Annotated in this window: 12 protein-coding genes; 8 read left to right on the forward strand and 4 right to left on the reverse strand. The window is 60.8% G+C overall.

The window, feature by feature from the left end; all coding sequences use genetic code 11:
- Window positions 1–2 precede the first annotated feature (2 nt).
- The 7 genes from BQ5379_RS06600 to BQ5379_RS06630 all read left to right on the forward strand — a co-directional run bounded on the left by BQ5379_RS06600 (window position 3) and on the right by BQ5379_RS06630 (window position 10,336).
- Window positions 3–965: a PCMD domain-containing protein gene (locus BQ5379_RS06600; RefSeq protein ID WP_071134704.1), complete on the forward strand. Its 963-nt coding sequence runs from the start codon at window positions 3–5 to the stop codon at window positions 963–965.
- 17 nt (window positions 966–982) lie between these two features.
- Window positions 983–2,236 carry a BamA/TamA family outer membrane protein gene (locus tag BQ5379_RS06605; protein ID WP_071134705.1) on the forward strand — a complete coding sequence of 418 codons (1,254 nt, stop codon included), beginning with the start codon at window positions 983–985 and terminating at the stop codon, window positions 2,234–2,236.
- Window positions 2,223–3,995: a phosphoethanolamine transferase family protein gene (locus BQ5379_RS06610; RefSeq protein ID WP_071134706.1), complete on the forward strand. Its 1,773-nt coding sequence runs from the start codon at window positions 2,223–2,225 to the stop codon at window positions 3,993–3,995. The genes BQ5379_RS06605 and BQ5379_RS06610 overlap by 14 nt, the downstream gene beginning before the upstream one ends.
- Window positions 3,996–4,036: 41 nt before the next feature.
- Entirely contained in the window at window positions 4,037–4,474 is a 438-nt protein-coding gene (locus BQ5379_RS06615; protein ID WP_071134707.1) for a hypothetical protein, read from the forward strand.
- Window positions 4,475–4,562: 88 nt separating this feature from the next.
- The gene (locus BQ5379_RS06620) at window positions 4,563–5,831 is read left to right on the forward strand and encodes an efflux RND transporter periplasmic adaptor subunit (RefSeq protein WP_071134708.1); all 1,269 of its coding nucleotides are present in this window, start codon (window positions 4,563–4,565) and stop codon (window positions 5,829–5,831) included.
- A 218-nt stretch (window positions 5,832–6,049) separates the two neighbouring features.
- On the forward strand, window positions 6,050–9,163 hold the full coding sequence (locus tag BQ5379_RS06625; protein ID WP_071134709.1) for an efflux RND transporter permease subunit: 3,114 nt from the start codon (window positions 6,050–6,052) through the stop codon (window positions 9,161–9,163).
- Window positions 9,164–9,166: 3 nt separating this feature from the next.
- Window positions 9,167–10,336, forward strand: a complete 1,170-nt coding sequence (locus BQ5379_RS06630) for a TolC family protein (protein ID WP_071134710.1) — start codon at window positions 9,167–9,169, stop codon at window positions 10,334–10,336.
- Window positions 10,337–10,789: 453 nt separating this feature from the next.
- On the opposite strand, the gene BQ5379_RS06635 is transcribed toward BQ5379_RS06630, so the two are convergent.
- The 3 genes from BQ5379_RS06635 to BQ5379_RS06645 all read right to left on the reverse strand — a co-directional run bounded on the left by BQ5379_RS06635 (window position 10,790) and on the right by BQ5379_RS06645 (window position 14,233).
- Window positions 10,790–11,569, reverse strand: coding sequence for a radical SAM protein (locus BQ5379_RS06635; protein WP_071134711.1), 780 nt, complete (start codon window positions 11,567–11,569; stop codon window positions 10,790–10,792).
- 135 nt (window positions 11,570–11,704) lie between these two features.
- The gene (thiC, locus tag BQ5379_RS06640; protein ID WP_071134712.1) at window positions 11,705–13,249 is read right to left on the reverse strand and encodes a phosphomethylpyrimidine synthase ThiC; all 1,545 of its coding nucleotides are present in this window, start codon (window positions 13,247–13,249) and stop codon (window positions 11,705–11,707) included.
- 6 nt (window positions 13,250–13,255) lie between these two features.
- On the reverse strand, window positions 13,256–14,233 hold the full coding sequence (locus BQ5379_RS06645) for a polyprenyl synthetase family protein (RefSeq protein ID WP_071134713.1): 978 nt from the start codon (window positions 14,231–14,233) through the stop codon (window positions 13,256–13,258).
- 564 nt (window positions 14,234–14,797) lie between these two features.
- Here BQ5379_RS06645 and BQ5379_RS06650 point away from each other — a divergent pair.
- The gene (locus tag BQ5379_RS06650) at window positions 14,798–15,772 is read left to right on the forward strand and encodes an ROK family protein (RefSeq protein ID WP_071134714.1); all 975 of its coding nucleotides are present in this window, start codon (window positions 14,798–14,800) and stop codon (window positions 15,770–15,772) included.
- 189 nt (window positions 15,773–15,961) lie between these two features.
- Here the strand turns inward: BQ5379_RS06650 and BQ5379_RS06655 are convergent, their stop codons facing one another.
- Entirely contained in the window at window positions 15,962–16,825 is an 864-nt protein-coding gene (locus BQ5379_RS06655) for an AAA family ATPase (RefSeq protein ID WP_071134715.1), read from the reverse strand.
- Window positions 16,826–16,934 lie beyond the last annotated feature (109 nt).

The following is a 16,934-nucleotide window of genomic DNA, read 5'->3' on the forward strand; positions in this document are numbered from 1 at the left end:
CTATGAAAAAACTTATCGCCACCCTGCTCATCCTCGCCAGCCCGGGAATCATCCCGACAGCCTCCAGTCAAAAGACCGTCGGCCTGGCCTACGGCAACTTCGACCGCTGGACCGTCCGCGAGATCAAAGAGTCAGGGGTGATCGGCGGCAACGTGCGCTACCTCTACGAGATCGCACCCGGCGACACCATCAAAGGCGACATCCCCTACCGACGCAGTTCGCAATCCCCCTGGCGCACCTCCAACGTGCTGGCCAAGGTCAGCGGCATCACCAAATGCAGCGTCACCGTCTTCCCCGAGAAACGCGGCAACGGATACTGCGCCCGCCTCGACACCCGCATGGAGACCGTCAAAGTGCTCGGTCTGATCAACATCTCGGTGCTGGCTTCGGGAAGCGTTTTCCTGGGCGAGATGCTCGAACCGATCAAAGATACCAAAAACCCGCTGGCCAAACTCAACCAGGGCGTCCCGTTCACCGGCCGTCCCACGGCCCTGATCCTGGACTACAAGTTCCACACCGACGGATCACCCAACCGCATCAAAGCCACCGGTTTCAGCTCCCAGAAGACCATCCCCGGCCCCGACTTCGCCGACGTGACGCTGATGCTTCAGAAACGTTGGGAAGATGCTGACGGGAACCTCTATGCCAAACGCGTGGCCACCGCCAACGAACGTTTCGGACGGAACACCCCCGACTGGATCAACAACCACTCGATCCCGATTCACTACGGCGACATCACCTCGGATCCCGCCTACCGCCCCCACATGGGCCTGATCCCCGAAGAAGACCCCTACTGGGGCCGTAACAGCAAAGGCCAGATGGTGCCGATCCACGAAACCGGATGGGCCTCGGCCGACGAACAACCCACCCACCTGATTCTCCAGATCACCTCCAGCTATGGCGGCGCCTACATCGGAACCGTCGGCAACAGCCTGTGGGTCGATAATGTGAAATTCCAATACTGAAACTACACCCCCCACCAATGAGCCACAACAGCCCATTACGTCTGCGACATCTGCTCGCGGCCCTGCTGCTCCTCCCCCTGCTCGCCAGCCAGCCGGACGCCGCCAACGCAGCCCAAACAGCAAAAAAGAAGACACGACACACCACAGACAGCGTCGCGGTCGACACCACCGGACGCCACACCGCCGCAGACACCACCGCAAAGGCCGACACGGCCGCAAAACTGACCGGATGGCAGCGTTTTGCCCGCTTTTTCACCGAGTCGAACAAAGAGAAACGCGACAAGAAATTCGACTTCAGCATCATCGGGGGTCCGTTCTACTCGAACGACATCAAGGTAGGGCTGGGGATCGTTGCCTCGGGGCTCTACCGTACCGACCGCAGCGACACCCTGCTGCAACCCTCGAACGTATCGCTCTTCAGCTCCGTAGCCACCTCCGGTTTCTACATGGTCGGCATCCGCGGTACCAACATCTGGCCCAAAGACCGGTATCGGCTGAACTACCTGCTCTACACCTTCTCGTTCCCCAGCGCCTTTTGGGGCATCGGTTACGACATGGCCGTGGACAATGCCAACGCCAGCCGGTACACCCGCAAACAGAACCAGTTGAAGGTCGATTTTCAGTTCCGCATCGCCAATAACCTCTACCTCGGCCCGCTGGCCAGCGTCGATTACGTCGACGGGCTCCACTTCGACCGCCCCGAACTGCTCAACGGACAGGATCCCTCCGTATTCAGCCTGGGGATCGGCTTCGTGCTGAACTACGACTCTCGAGACGTGATGACCAACGCCTATAAAGGATGGTATGTCCGCCTCGAACAGTACGCCAACACCAAATGGCTCGGCAATAAATACGCCTACGGCCGTACCGACCTGATCGTCGACTACTACCAGAAACTGTGGAAAGGGGCCGTCCTGGCCTTCGACTTCCACACCCAGCACAACTACGGCGACGTACCCTGGACCATGATGGCCAAACTCGGCGGCTCGTACCGCATGCGCGGCTACTACGAAGGACGGTACCGCGACAACAACCTCACCGAGATCCAGATGGAGCTGCGCCAGCACATCTGGCACCGCCACGGGATCGCCGCCTGGGTCGGAGCCGGTAATGTATACAAAGATTTCAAAACCTTCCGCTGGAACCACACCCTCCCCAACTACGGGATCGGTTACCGGTGGGAATTCAAGAAACGCGTGAACGTCCGCCTCGACTACGGCTTCGGCAAAGGTCAGAGCGGATTCCTCTTCCAAATCAATGAAGCCTTCTAACCCACACACCCTGCTGTCGCGACTCAAAAGCCGGCTCGCCGACCAACGGACCTACTACTGGGTCTTTCTGGTCGTACTGCTGGTTCCGAACCTCTTTCTGTGTTTCACCGAGCCCCTTCCCCTGCTCGGACGGGTCGCACTCATCGTGGTTCCGGGAGCCGTATGGATGGCCCTGCTCACCCTTAGCCGACGACCCGGCATCCCCATTTGGTGCATGCTGCCCCTGCTGGTATTCGGAGCCTTCCAACTGGTGCTGCTCTACCTGTTCGGCAACTCGATCATCGCCGTCGACATGCTGCTCAACGTGGCCACCACCAACTCCGGCGAAGCACTCGAACTGCTCGGCAAACTCGTGCCCGCCATTGCCGGCGTAATCCTGCTCTACGTACCGACCTTGATTCTCGGCGTGATGTCGATCCGCATCGCCGACCGGCTCACCCCCGAGTTCCGACGCCGCAACCGGCTGCGTGCCGGCGCACTCTTCCTGGTCGGCGTGGCCACCATCTTCGGAGCACGGATGCAGGATCCCGCCTACCGCGTCAAACTCGACATCTGGCCCGCCAACATCGCCTACAACCTTCAGCTCGCCGTCGAGCGATGGGACCAAAGCGAGCACTACGCCGAGACCTCGCGTGACTTCCGCTTCGAAGCCACGACCGAACACGCCGACAGCGTCCGGGAAGTCTACATCCTGGTAGTCGGCGAAACCTCGCGCGCCCTCAACTGGCAACTCTACGGCTATGACCGCGAAACCACCCCCCGCCTCATCCGCCACACCGACCACATGGTCTGGTTCCGCGACATGCTCACCCAGGCCAATGCCACCCATAAGAGTGTGCCAATCATGATGAGCGCCGCCTCGGCCGAGAACTTCAACACCCTCTACACCCAGAAAAGCATCCTGACCGCCTTCAAGGAGGCCGGATTCCAGACCGCCTTCTTCTCCAACCAGCTGCCCAACCGCTCGTTCATCGACTACTTCGGCGAAGAGGCCGACACCACCGTCTTCCTGAAAGCCAACCGGATGGCCAAAGGCGAAGACTACAACCCGTACGACAACGTGCTGCTGGAGAGCGTCGACCCGCTGCTGGCCGACACCACCCTCCGCAAACTCTTCATCGTGCTGCACACCTACGGTTCACACTTCGACTACCAGGAACGCTATCCCGTCAACGACATCTACTTCCGTCCGGCCAGCTACGAGTCCGTAGGCTTCAAAAACCGCGACATCCTGGTCAACGCCTACGACAACTCGATCCGCGCCACCGACAAACTGCTCGACGGCATCATCGCACGGCTGCAAGCTCTGCCCCACACCGCATCGGCCATGCTCTACGCCTCGGACCACGGCGAAGACCTCTACGACGACCGCCGCAAACTGTTCCTCCACGCGTCGCCCATCCCCAGCTACTACCAGCTCCACATCCCCTGCCTGATCTGGTTCTCGCCGCGCTACGACACCCTGTGGCCCCAGGCCCACGCCCAAGCCGCAGCCAACAGCACGAAGCCCGTCACCACCAACGTGATTTTCCACACGCTGCTCGATCTGGGCGGTGTCGACACCCCGTACCGCAACGACTCGCTGGCCGTCACCTCGCCCCGGTTCACCGTCACCCCGCGCCACTACCTCAACGACCACAACCGTCCCGAGACCCTCGACCAGGTCGGATTCAAAGCCCAGGACATCGAAATGTTCCACCGGCTCGGACTCGACTACCCCACCCCACAGAAAGACACCTCGTCGCGCAAATCGAAATAAAATCCGTATCTTTGGGACCGAACCTTCGGATTCCCTAAAAGATGCAACGACGCAGACACATCTCGTTTGTTGCCGTGCTGATAGCCTGCACGGTAATGTTTCTGCATGCCGTCATCCCGCATCACCACCGGGCCTCCGACCTGGCCATCTGCACCGAAGCCATCGAACCGTGCCGCCACCACAACGCTCCCGTGATCGGAGCCTGTGGCAGCGAAATGCTGATCGACGCCGACTGCGACTGCCACTGCAACAGCGTCGGATGCGCCGCTCCGCTCCCCTTCACCCTACGCTGCGGAGACGACCACCCCACCCATCCCGACATCCAACTGCTTGTCGCCCATGATCGCCATGCCGGCACAAGCCTCCTCCAGACAATTCCCGAAACGCGCCGTGCCACAGCCCATTTCATCACAGACAGCCGTCTGATCGCGCAATGGTGTCCCGGCACCCGGGCCGGCCGCGCTCCTCCCGTTTTATAGTTTTGCTCCCTCAGCATCCCTGCCGTCGCCCCTTCGGACCCGCACGGCAACACCCTTTCATGCAAAACCATAAAACGAGAACCTCTCCATGAAAATATCCCTGATACTTTTGTCGGCGCTCACCGCGCTGGCACTTTCCGGCTGTGCTTCAGGCACCTCGGCCGACCACCACGACCACGCTGAAGAGACCCATAACCACGAAGCCGAAGGTCACGAAGGCCATGACCACGAGGCAGAAGGCCACGACCATGAAGCCGAGATGGCCGCCGGCCACGATCATGAGGCAGAAGCGGCCGAAGCCAACCACGACGAACACGCCCCGGGCGTGATCCTGCTCGACCAGCATCAGGCCGAGTCGCTCGGCCTGACCTACGATACCGTCACCCCGGCCCCGTTTGCCAGCGTGATCCGCACCGGCGGCAGCATCGAAGCCGCCCCGGGCGACCGCTCGACCGTTACGGCCACCACCTCCGGCATCGTCAGCTTCGGCGGACGCCAGCTGACCGAAGGTTCGAAAGTAGCCAAAGGCAGCGCCTTTCTGATCCTGGGTTCCGCCGGCATGGCCGAAGGCAACTACCCCCAGCAGCTGGCCGATGCACGTGCCACACTGGCCAAAGCCGAAGCCGACTATGCCCGCGCCGAATCGCTCTCGGGCAACAAGGTCGTTAGCGGCGCCGATCTCGAAGCCGCGCGACTGGCCGTCGACATTGCCCGCCGGCAGGTGGCCGTCCTCTCCGAAAACGCCACCCAGGGCGGTAAGAGCATCGTGGCTCCGCTCGGCGGATACATCACCTCGCTGGCCGTGAGCGAAGGCGACTACGTGACCGCCGGCCAGCCGCTGGCCACCATCTCGGCCAACCGCAACCTCGTGCTACGCGCCGACCTGCCGCAACGCCACCTGGCCGAAGCCGCACAGATCCGCACCGCCAACTTCACCACCCCATACGACGGCCAGAGTTACGACCTCGCCCAGTTGGGCGGCCGCATGATCGGGTCGGCACGGAGCGTTGGCGACGGCTCGCCGACTCTCCCCATCCGGTTCGAGTTCGAAAACCGCGGCAACCTGACGGCCGGTTCGGTCGTCGAAGTGTTCCTGAAAGGAGCCACCCGCGACAACATCCTGACCGTGCCGCTCTCCGCGCTCACCGAAGAGCAGGGCGCCCACTACCTCTATGTCCGCACCTCGCCCGGCCACTACCTGAAAAAGGCCGTCCGTGTCGGTGCGACAGACGGTGCCCGGATCGAAATCGTGAGCGGGATCGCCCCCGGCGACGAAGTGGTCGCCACGGGAGCCTACTACGTCCGTCTGGCCAGCATGTCCAACGCGATCCCTCACGGCCACTCCCACTCGCATTAACATTCACCTCCATCCGGACAAGACTCTGAACCGGAAGCACACCGGAGATACTGCGACGCCCCGCTCGCCGCACCCCCGTTCCCGGCCCTCCGCACCACACGCGACGACACCGACCGGTACGCCTTCGCGCTTCGCAACAGGCCCCCGCTCCAAGGCGGAACCGTTCCGCCCCGCCCGCAGAGTCCGTCCCCCGTACCCAAACCGAACCACAGTAAACGATGATTAACAAGATAATACACTTCTCGCTCCACAACCGGTTGAGCGTGATGATCGTATCGGCGCTGATGCTCATCGCCGGCGCCTACACCGCCAGCCGGATGGAGGTCGATGTCTTTCCCGACCTCACCTCGCCGACCGTGGTGGTCATGACCGAAGCCCCCGGCATGGCCTCCGAAGAGGTCGAACGCCTCGTGACCTTCCCCATCGAGACCGCCCTCAACGGCGCCACCGACGTACGCCGCGTCCGTTCGGCCACCACCACCGGTTTCTCGACCGTGACCGTCGAATTCGACTGGGGAACCGACATTTATCTCGCCCGACAGATCGTCGCCGAAAAGCTCTCCGGCATCGGCGAACGGCTGCCCCAGGGGGCACAGACTCCCGTACTGGCGCCCCAGTCGTCGCTCCTGGGCGAAGTGATGGTGATCGGTCTGACGGCCGACAGCACCTCGCTCGAAGAGCTCCGTACACTGGCCGACTGGACCCTGCGCCCGCGTCTGCTCTCGACCGGCGGTGTGGCCCAGGTCACCGTCGTAGGCGGTGACATCCGGGAGTACCAGATCGTCGCCTCGCCCCAGCTGATGCGCCACTACAACGTCAGCCTCGACGAACTGCTCGCCGCCACCCAAAGCATGAATACCGACGCCTCGGGCGGCATCCTGAACCAGTACGGCAACGAATACATCGTCCGCGGCATGGTGCGCACCACCTCGCCCGAAGAGATCGCCTCGAGTGTGGTGAAACTCTCGCCCGAAGGCACCCCCGTCACCATCGCCGACATCGCCCAGGTCCGCACCGGCGGCAAAACTCCGAAAATGGGTGACGCTTCGGTGAACGGCATCCGCGCCGTCCGCCTCTCGGTGACCAAACAGCCCGCCACCGGGACCCTCGAACTGACCGATCTGCTCGACACCACCATCGCCGACATCGCCCGCAACCTGCCCCCCGACGTGCAGGTCACCACCGAGATCTTCCGCCAGGCCACCTTCATCGAAAGCTCGGTCAACAACATCGAACGCGCCCTGATCGAAGGCGGCGTACTGGTGGTCGTAATTCTGATGATCTTCCTGGGGAACTTCCGCACCACCATCATCTCACTGCTGGCCATTCCCCTCTCGCTGCTGGTCTCGATGATCGTGCTGAAGGTGCTCGGCTTCTCGCTCAACACCATGAGTCTCGGCGGTATGGCCATCGCCATCGGTTCGCTCGTCGATGACGCCATCATCGATGTCGAAAACGTCTTCAAACGGCTGCGCGAAAACCACCGGCTGCCCGAAGAACAACGCAAGGGGACCCTCCAGGTGGTCTACGAAGCCTCGACCGAAATCCGGGCCTCGATCTGGAACGCCACCCTCATCATCATCGTCACCTTCGCTCCGCTCTTCTTCCTGAGCGGCATGGAGGGACGCATGCTTCAGCCGCTGGGCATCGCCTTCATCGTGTCGCTCTTCGCCTCGATGATCGTGGCCATCACGCTGACCCCCGTTCTCGGCAGCTATCTGCTCACCGGCGACCGGATGCTCGGCCGCCACGAACGCGAACCGTGGCTTGTCCGCCGCATGAAAGCCGGCTACACCTGGATGCTCGCCGGCGTCCTCCGCCACCGCAAAATCGTCATCACCACCGCCATCGTGCTCTTCGTCGGGGCCGTGGCCATCTTCACCACGCTGGGCCGCAACTTCCTGCCCCCGTTCAACGAAGGTTCGATGGCCATCTCCGTCTCGGCCCTGCCCGGCACCTCGCTCGAAGAGAGCACCCGGATCGCCGAACTGGCCGAAGAGCAACTGATGCAGGTTCCCGAAGTGGTGATCGTCTCGCGCAAGACCGGCCGCGCCGAACTCGACGAACACGCCCTCGGCACCGAAACCTCGGAGATCGACGTGCCGTTCGTGCTGAAGGATCGGAGCCGCGCCGAGGTGTTTGCCGACGTGCGCCAACGCCTCAGCAACATCAAGGGGATTGTTTTCGAGATCGGACAGCCCATCTCGCACCGCATCGACCTGCTGCTCTCGGGCACCCGGTCGAACATCGCCATCAAGGTCTTCGGCGACGACCTGAACGAACTCTTCGCGCTGGGCAACCGCATCAAGGCCGCCACGCAGGATATCCCCGGTCTGGTCGACCTCAACGTCGAACAGCAAATCGAGCGTCCGCAGCTGCAGATCAAACCGCGCCGCAACGTCCTCAGCCAGTGGGGCATCACCCCGGCCCAGTTCACCGAGACCGTCGAAGTGGCTCTGGCCGGTCGTGCCGTGTCGGAGGTCTACGAAGGGGAGCGCAACTTCGACATCACGCTGAAGTTCGACTCGGTGAGCCGCTCCTCGATGGAGGGCATCTCGCAAATCCTGCTCGACGGCCGTAATGCCGCCGGCGAAACGGTCAAGGTGCCGCTGGGCAACCTGGCCGAGCTAGTCTCGACCACCGGCCCGAACGCCATCAACCGCGAGAACGTCAGCCGTAAACTGGTCGTATCGGGCAACGTCGAGGGGGCCGACCTGCGCGGCGTGGTGACCCAAATCCAGCAACGCATCGCCGAACAGGTTCCCATGCCCGAAGGCTACCACATCGAATACGGCGGACAGTTCGAGAGCGAAGCCGCCGCCTCGCGCACGCTGCTGCTCACCTCGCTGCTGGCCATCCTGATCGTCTTCATGCTGCTCTACAACGAGTTCAAGGACCTCCGGTTGACCGGCGTGGTGCTGCTGAACCTGCCGCTGGCCATCATCGGCGGCGTGGTCTCGATCTGGTGTACGTCGGGCATCGTCAGCATCCCGTCGATCATCGGCTTCATCTCGCTCTTCGGGATCGCCACCCGAAACGGCATCCTGCTGATCTCCCGCTACCGCCACCTCGCCTGCGAACCGGAAGGCGCGGCACTATCTTTGCATGAACAGATCCTGCACGGCTCGGCCGACCGCCTCAGCCCCATCATCATGACCGCCCTGACCTCCGGACTGGCCCTGATTCCGCTGGCGCTGGGCGGCGACCTGCCCGGCAACGAGATCCAAAGCCCGATGGCCATCGTGATCCTGGGCGGGCTGCTGACCTCGACCCTGCTGAACCTGTTTGTCGTACCGGTCGTGTACTCCCTGATGAACCGAAAACACCATTAGAAGATGAAGATACTCACACTGATAGCGTTGCCTGCACTGCTTCTGGCCGCCGGCAGCGCCACCGCCCAGACTGACGACTATGCGGCTTTTCTGAACGACGTGGCCGCACGCAGCCCGCAACTGACGGCAGCCCAAAAGAACCACACGGCCACCCTGCGCGGGCTGCGCACCGGTTTGGCTCCGGACGATCCGGAGGTCGGCCTCGAATACTTTTTTGCCGGCGAGACCCGCTACGAACTGGCCGTGGAACAGGCCTTCGACTTCCCGACCGTCTATCACCAGCGCAATAAGATCAGCAAACTGGGCGCCACGAAAGCCGACCAGGAGTTTCTGGCGGCCAAACGCGGCGTGATGGCCGCCGTGTCGGATGCCTACCTGAGCCTGAACTACGCCACAGAGCGTATCTCGATCCTCACGAAACGCCGCGACGACATCCGTCGGGTCATCGACCTCTACAAACAGGGGGTCGAGGCGGGCCAAAACACCGTTATCGAGATGCGTAACGCCCAGATGCTGCTGACCGAGATCGAGAACAGCCTGACGCTGATCGAAACCGAACGCGAAGAGGCCGCCGCCACGCTGACCCAGCTGAACGGTGGCACCCCGATCGCCCCGCAAGGCTATCCGCAGTTCCGTTTCACGGGCACGGAGGATGAGTTCGTCGCCGCCGCACTGGCCGCCGACTACGAACTGCAGGCTGCCGCGATCGATACGCTGATCGCCCAGCGTGAACTGAAACTGAGCCGTCAGGAGTGGATTCCGAAACTGAAAGTGGGTTACAAGGTCGAGGTCGAAGGTTCGAAAGGAACGAACGGACTGCTGGCCGGCATCTCGCTGCCGCTGTGGCAGAACAGCGGTCGCACGCGCCACGCCAAGGCGCTGAACGAAGCAGCGATGGCCCAGCACGAAGCGACCGAACTGTCGGCCCGCACCCGGCTGCGTTCGCTCTACGCCCGCTACCAGACGCTCACGGAGGCGCTTGCCGCCCGTTTCCAGGACAACTGGGGGGCCGACTATCCGGAGTTGCTCCAACAGGCCGCCCGCGAGGGACAGATCAACTCGATCGACGCCCTGATGGGACTCGGCGAATGGTACGCCATGAAAGACAGCCTGATGGAGCTGGAATACGCCATTGCACAGGCCGGAGCCGCCATGGCGCTGTGCCTGATGTAATCCGCCCCCACCACGGACAGACACGGGCAACCACGGGCAGACACGGGCAACCACGGGCAGACACGGACAACCGCCGGCTCCGAATATTCCGCAGCGGTCCACACCTTTCCAAGACAAAACATCCGCTCCCGGGAGCAGAACAACACTTGCTCCAGCCTGACATGAAACGCATCGCCGGAACAATCTCTGTTGGATTGTTCCGGCGATGCGTTCTCTTTATATATACGGTTATGCGTTCGGTACGGAAACCCGCTCAATTCTCACCCGACGGGAGCGTATCGGGCAGCAACATCCGCCGCCCATCCGTATCGAGCGGCACACATCGCAGGCGGTTTCGCCCCCCCCGAAAATACACTGTCCGGCCGATGCAACGGCTCAGACGGTTCCGGCTGCACATTTCATTTCAACGGTTTATCCGCACAAAATCAATGCCGGGCCGAGGTCGGCCGACCGTTATCGGGCAACGGAGGTGACGATATCCAGGTCCAGATCGCGAATACGTGCGGCGATGGCCTCCATCTCGTCGTACGAGACTTTTTGCAGATCGTCGGCCGGCGTATTACGGTCGATGGTGTAGAGCATCACCTCGGAAGGATGGATCTGACGGATCGCCTCGAGGTAAGCCTCGACCTCTTCGGGCGTCGTATTGTCGATGTGATGGCCGCCGTAATCGCCGCGCAGACACATGGTCTGCACCACAAGGCACCCTTGAAACTCCTGCAGCAGTTCGATAATCTGCGCCACACTCCGATGGTTCTGCGGCTGGTTGATGTGCCGCATGGTCTCATCGATGGCGGAGTCGAACTTGAGGATGTTACGGTCGACCCGCAGCAGCGCCTTGCGCACCGATTCATGGTCGATCATCGTGGCGTTGCTCAGAACGGCCACCTTGGTATTCGGAGCGTAACGGTCGCGCAACGCGATCGTCGCATCGACCACGCGGTCGAACTCGGGGTGCATGGTAGGCTCGCCATTACCGGCGAAGGTGATGACGTCGGGCAGCTTCCCGGCAGCCGCCATCTCTTTCAGCCGTGCCTCGAGTGCCGGGATCACCCGGTCGTAGGGGTTGAAGGCTCCGTGTCCGTGGGCACCGTTCCACCCGCATTCGCAATAGATACAGTTGAAATTACAGAGTTTTGCATCGGGGGCCAGCAGATTGACACCCAACGAAGTGCCGAGCCGACGGCTGTGGATCGGCCCGACGATGATGCTGTCGAACAAAAAAGTATCCATCTTTTCAGCAAATTATTTTGTTCCGGTTCCGACTGTTCCACATGGAACTTTTCCTCCACATACCGCCTGATATTTCACTAAGAATCAATCGAATGACAGCGAAGATTCCTGCAGAAAGCCGTTCAACGGAGACTGCTATTTGATCGATTTGGTGATCCGCATGGCGCAGAAGTGGGGACCGCACATGGCACAGAAATCGGCATCGCCGGCCACCATTTCACGGTGCATGCGCCGGGCCCGTTCGGGGTCGAGCGAGAGGTTGAACTGGTCGAGCCAGCGGAAATCGTACCGCGCACGACTCATCGCCAGGTCGCGGGCAATGGCCGCGGGATGCCCCTTGGCAATATCGGCCGCGTGAGCTGCCAGTTTATAGGTCACCACCCCTTCGCGCACATCGTCGCGGTTGGGCAGGGCCAGGTGTTCCTTGGTGGTCACATAGCAGAGCATCGCCGTGCCGAACCACCCGATCATCGCCCCGCCAATGGCCGAGGTAATGTGGTCGTAGCCGGCTCCGATGTCGCTCACCAGCGGCCCGAGGGTGTAGAACGGCGCACCGTGGCACCACTCGATCTGACGGTCCATGTTCTCGCGGATGCGGTTCATCGGCACATGGCCGGGCCCCTCGATAATCACCTGCACGTCGTGTTGCCAGGCCCGCTGGCAGAGCTCGCCGAGGGTCTTGAGTTCACCGAACTGGGCGGCGTCGTTGGCATCGGCGATGCAGCCGGGCCGCAACCCGTCGCCCAACGACAGCGCCACATCATAACGGGCCATGATTTCGCAGATTTCGTCGAAATGTTCGTAGAGGAAGCTTTCGCGGTCGTGATGGGCCATCCATTTGGCCATGATCGAGCCGCCACGCGAAACAATTCCGGTAACGCGTTTCTGGGCCAGCGGCACATGCTCCTTCAGCAGGCCGGCGTGGATCGTAAAGTAGTCCACCCCCTGTTCGCACTGTTCGATCAGGGTGTCGCGGTAGGCCTCCCAGGTCATATCCTCGACCACGCCGTGCACCTTCTCGAGCGCCTGATACATGGGCACGGTACCGATCGGCACCGGGACGTTGCGCAGGATCGCTTCGCGGGTCTGATGGATGTTCTTGCCGGTCGAGAGGTCCATCACCGTGTCGGCCCCCCATTTGATGGCCCACAGCGCCTTTTCGACCTCTTCGGCAATCGAAGAGCCGAGGGCCGAGTTGCCGATATTGGCGTTGATCTTGACCAGATACTCCGTACCGATGACCATCGGTTCCGTTTCGGGGTGCTTGCGGTTGGCGGGCAGGATCGCGCGGCCCTCGGCAATCGAACGGCACACCTGCTCGGGAGTGATGTAACGGGCGTCGCCGGGCTCCAGACCGGCGTTTTCGCGGATCGCAGCATACTCCATCTCCGGGGTGATGATCCCCTGGCGGGCATACCACATCTGGGTGTGAAACTCGCCTTCGGGCAGAGCGGCGGCACGTGCGGCGATCCAGCCGGCACGGGTCTGCGGAATGCCACGGTCGGTATCAGCTTCGTAGCCGGGTTCGGTATATACACCCGTGGTATCGTAAAGCACGACTCGTTCGCCGTTGGTGAGGTTCACCTGCCGCATCCCCACGCGCACGTCGGGGTGCAACTGGCCGTTCACGTAGATCTTTTCGGTCGCGTTCTGCGGGTCGTTGAACAGTTCTTTATACATCGGTCTCTATTTGTTTCGTTTCATCAGTGAATAAGCATACTCCTCGAGCACGGTCAGCCGGTCGGCCTGCGTATGGGCCCGGCGCAGCGCCGACAGCGCCACGTCGAAATAGGAGGCGATGGCCGCTTCGGCTGCCGGACGCACCTCCAGCGCATCGTAGATGCTGCGGACGCGGGGCAGCTTCTCGGCAATGTCGCCCGGCGCGAGGATCGCCTCGCGCTGCTCGGCCGAAGCTCGTTCCATGGCGGTGATGTGCAGGAAGGTCTTCTTGCCGACGGCAATATCGCCGCCGATCTTCTTGCCGAAGGTCTGCGCATCGCCGTAGGTGTCGAGCAGGTCGTCCTGTATCTGGAACGCCAGCCCCAGGTTGACGCCGAAGTCATACAACGCCCGCCGTTCGGCCTCGGAGGCTCCGCCGACTACGGCTCCCATCTCCAGCGCGGCGGCCAGCAGTACCGATGTCTTGAGGCGAATCATCTCGATGTAGGCTTCGCGCGTCACGGGCCGGTCGCTGTTCTCGAAATCCATGTCGTACTGCTGTCCCTGGCACACCTCCATGGCGGCCCGGTTGAAGACGGCCAGCAGTTGGGGCAACTTCTCGGTTCCGTAGGTCGAGGCTCCTCTCTGTAGAATCTGATAGGCAAGGATCAGCATGGCGTCGCCCGAGAGGATCGCGCCGCTTTCGCCCCACTTGAGGTGAACCGTAGGGCGTCCGCGCCGCAGTTCTGCCTTGTCCATGATGTCGTCGTGCAGCAGGGTGAAGTTGTGGAACACCTCGACGGCCACGGCCGCCGACAGCGCTTGCCGGGGAGCGCCGCTGTAAAGGTCGGCCCCCATCAGACAGAGCAGGGGGCGGATCCGTTTGCCGCCATCCTCCAGGATGTAACGTATCGGGGCGTAGAGTCCCTGCGGCTGCATGTTGTCGAGGGGGAGTCGTCCGATCTCATCCTCCACGAGCCGCAGCAACGTCTCTCTGTTTTCCATAGTCTTTCGTCCGGATTGATTCGGCATGTCGAGCAGACCCGCAACCGTACCAAACGCACCTCCAAGGATCCGTCGGCACCGATGGTTGGCAATCGGCTCGCATACCGGTATAATTCATGACGAAGATACGACATTTTTCCGAGCCGATTATACACTTCGCCTCTGCGAACGCCTCATGTCGGGACGCCCGTCCCGACCGATCGGGCAATGAACACCTCACTGCCATCGACAACAGCCGAATCGGCCTCGACAGTAATCCACCCAACACAGCTCCTGCAAGGGTTACCGTCATTTCCCGGACTCGCCCCCTTTCGGCACACGTCGACTCCCCGGCGGCCGGAATCCATCCCATTGAATCACCATTATTACCGCTCGATTAACTTCCAGCAGCCCCGTGGAAACCGTTTTCACCCCGTTTCGAAGCCACCTGACCGGAAATTTTCCGGTCGTTCCCCCCAAAGAATCGACCCGGGACGAATATTTATCTTGCATTTTGGCTGTCAAATAAATAAAAAATCTTTATATTTGAATTACGAAAGGATTAATCACATAAACCAATAGCAAATGAAGCAATTAGCAGTAGGGATCGACATCGGAGGAACCAACTCGGTATATGGTCTGGTAGACCGTGAGGGCAACATGTACGGCGAAGGCGTCGTGCCTACCAAGAAATTCCCGGATTTCGACCAATACCTCGAAGAGCTCTATATCGGTATCCAGGGCCTGGTGAAAAACCTCGACGGTGAGTACGAGATCATCGGTATCGGTATCGGTGCACCGAATGCCAACTACTACAACGGCACGATCGAACACGCTGCCAACCTGATCTGGCAGGGCGTCATTCCGTTCGTCGAAAAGATGAAACGCTACTACCCCACCATCCCGGTGCTCATCACCAACGACGCCAACGCCGCCGCTATCGGCGAAATGGTGTACGGTGCCGCCAAAGGGATGAAAGACTTTATCGTGGTGACCCTCGGTACGGGTCTGGGCAGCGGTTTCGTCGCCAACGGACAGCTCATCTACGGCCATGACAGCTTCGCCGGCGAACTCGGCCACGTCATCGTCAACAAAACCGCCAGCGCACGCGTCTGCGGTTGCGGTCGCAAAGGGTGTCTGGAAACCTACGTTTCGGCAACCGGTATCAAACGTACGGCCTTCAAACTGCTGGCCGACCACATCGAAGACAGCGAGTTCCGCAACTACAGCTTCAACGAACTGACCGCCGAAATGATTACCAAAGCGGCTCTGAACGGCGACCGTCTGGCCATCGAAGCCTACGAATACACGGGTATGATCCTGGGGCAGGCGCTGGCCGATGCCGTGACGATCACCTCGCCCGAGGCCATCTTCCTGTTCGGCGGGCTGGCCAAAGCCGGCAAGTACATCTTCGAACCGACCAAAAAGTACATGGAGATGCACATGCTGTCGAACTTCCGCAACAAGGTGAAGCTCCTCCCGTCGGGTATCGACGGAAAGAATGCAGCCGTACTGGGCGCCTCGGCTCTGATCTGGCAGCAGCTCGAAAACCAGAAATAGAGCAACGGAGAGTTACAAGTTGGAATCTTGAAAAAAGAGCTCGATCCTGTTCGCAGGATCGAGCTCTTTTTTTAGGCGCTCCGGCCGCGCGGGCCATTCTTTCTTTGAAAAGAAAGAATCAAAGAAACTTTTCGTGGAGAAAATCGTGGAGGAAACGCGACTTTTCGTGGAGAAGAGCAGTAACAGATGTTATTTGGCGGGCTCCACGTGCATGGGACGCAACAGATCGCTGATCTCCGACACCCGGTCGGTCCAACCGTTCATCACCACGGCGGGCGAATGGGTTGCCAGGATCAACTGCAGGTTGGGATTCAGGCTCCGGACATCCTCGATCAGCCGCCGCTGCCAGTCGAAGTGAAGCGAGATCTCGGGTTCGTCCATAATCATGATAAAACTGCGACCGGCCTGTATCAACACCTGGGTGAGGATAATCAGAATCTGTTTCTCGCCGGAGGAGAGCTGGTATGGCTGGATCGTAACGCCGAATCGGGTCTTAAACTGGAGCGTATCGCTATCCCGGTCGACACGTTTCCCGGTCGCCTCGAGCAGCGAATCGAGTATATCGAAATACTGCGTCTTACGAATCGTCAGCGCCTGCACCTCGGTCGCACTACGTCCGGCCTGCAGTGCCGCAATCACCTTTTTCCCTACCTCCAGCTGATAGGTAAGGTAACGGTTCTGGAGTTTGTAGAGAATCCAGTCGAGATAGGTGGCCACCGTCCCGTCCGAGAGTTTATAGATGGCGTCGCTCTCCTGCAACACCGTATCAAACGTACTGATCACGGAGACATTGTAAATCGAAGGATCGAACGGCCGATCGGATCCGACCGTAGTACCGTCCGAGAACTCCACATGCAGCGATTTCAGTCGGCACCGGTGTCCATTCGAGATGGTACCCGTCGTAAACAGGTCGCTCAGGCAACGCAACACGGTACTCTTGCCACTCCCGTTGCTCCCGGCCAGCACATTGACTTCGGGCGTCAGTTCCCACGACAGATCACAGATATTCCACAATCCCTGGATCTCAATCTTGCGTATATATACCCCACTCATGACAGAAAAATATTTCGTTCGATAGATAATCTTCCTTGCTTAGCCCAGCCGCCTCACCACACATACCCCATCATCAGCCTTCTCCCCCGATAGCGCGGCCGACATCGCA

Origin of the sequence: Millionella massiliensis (assembly GCF_900104655.1) — a bacterium.
GTDB classification, from domain to species: Bacteria; Bacteroidota; Bacteroidia; order Bacteroidales; family Rikenellaceae; genus Rikenella; species Rikenella massiliensis.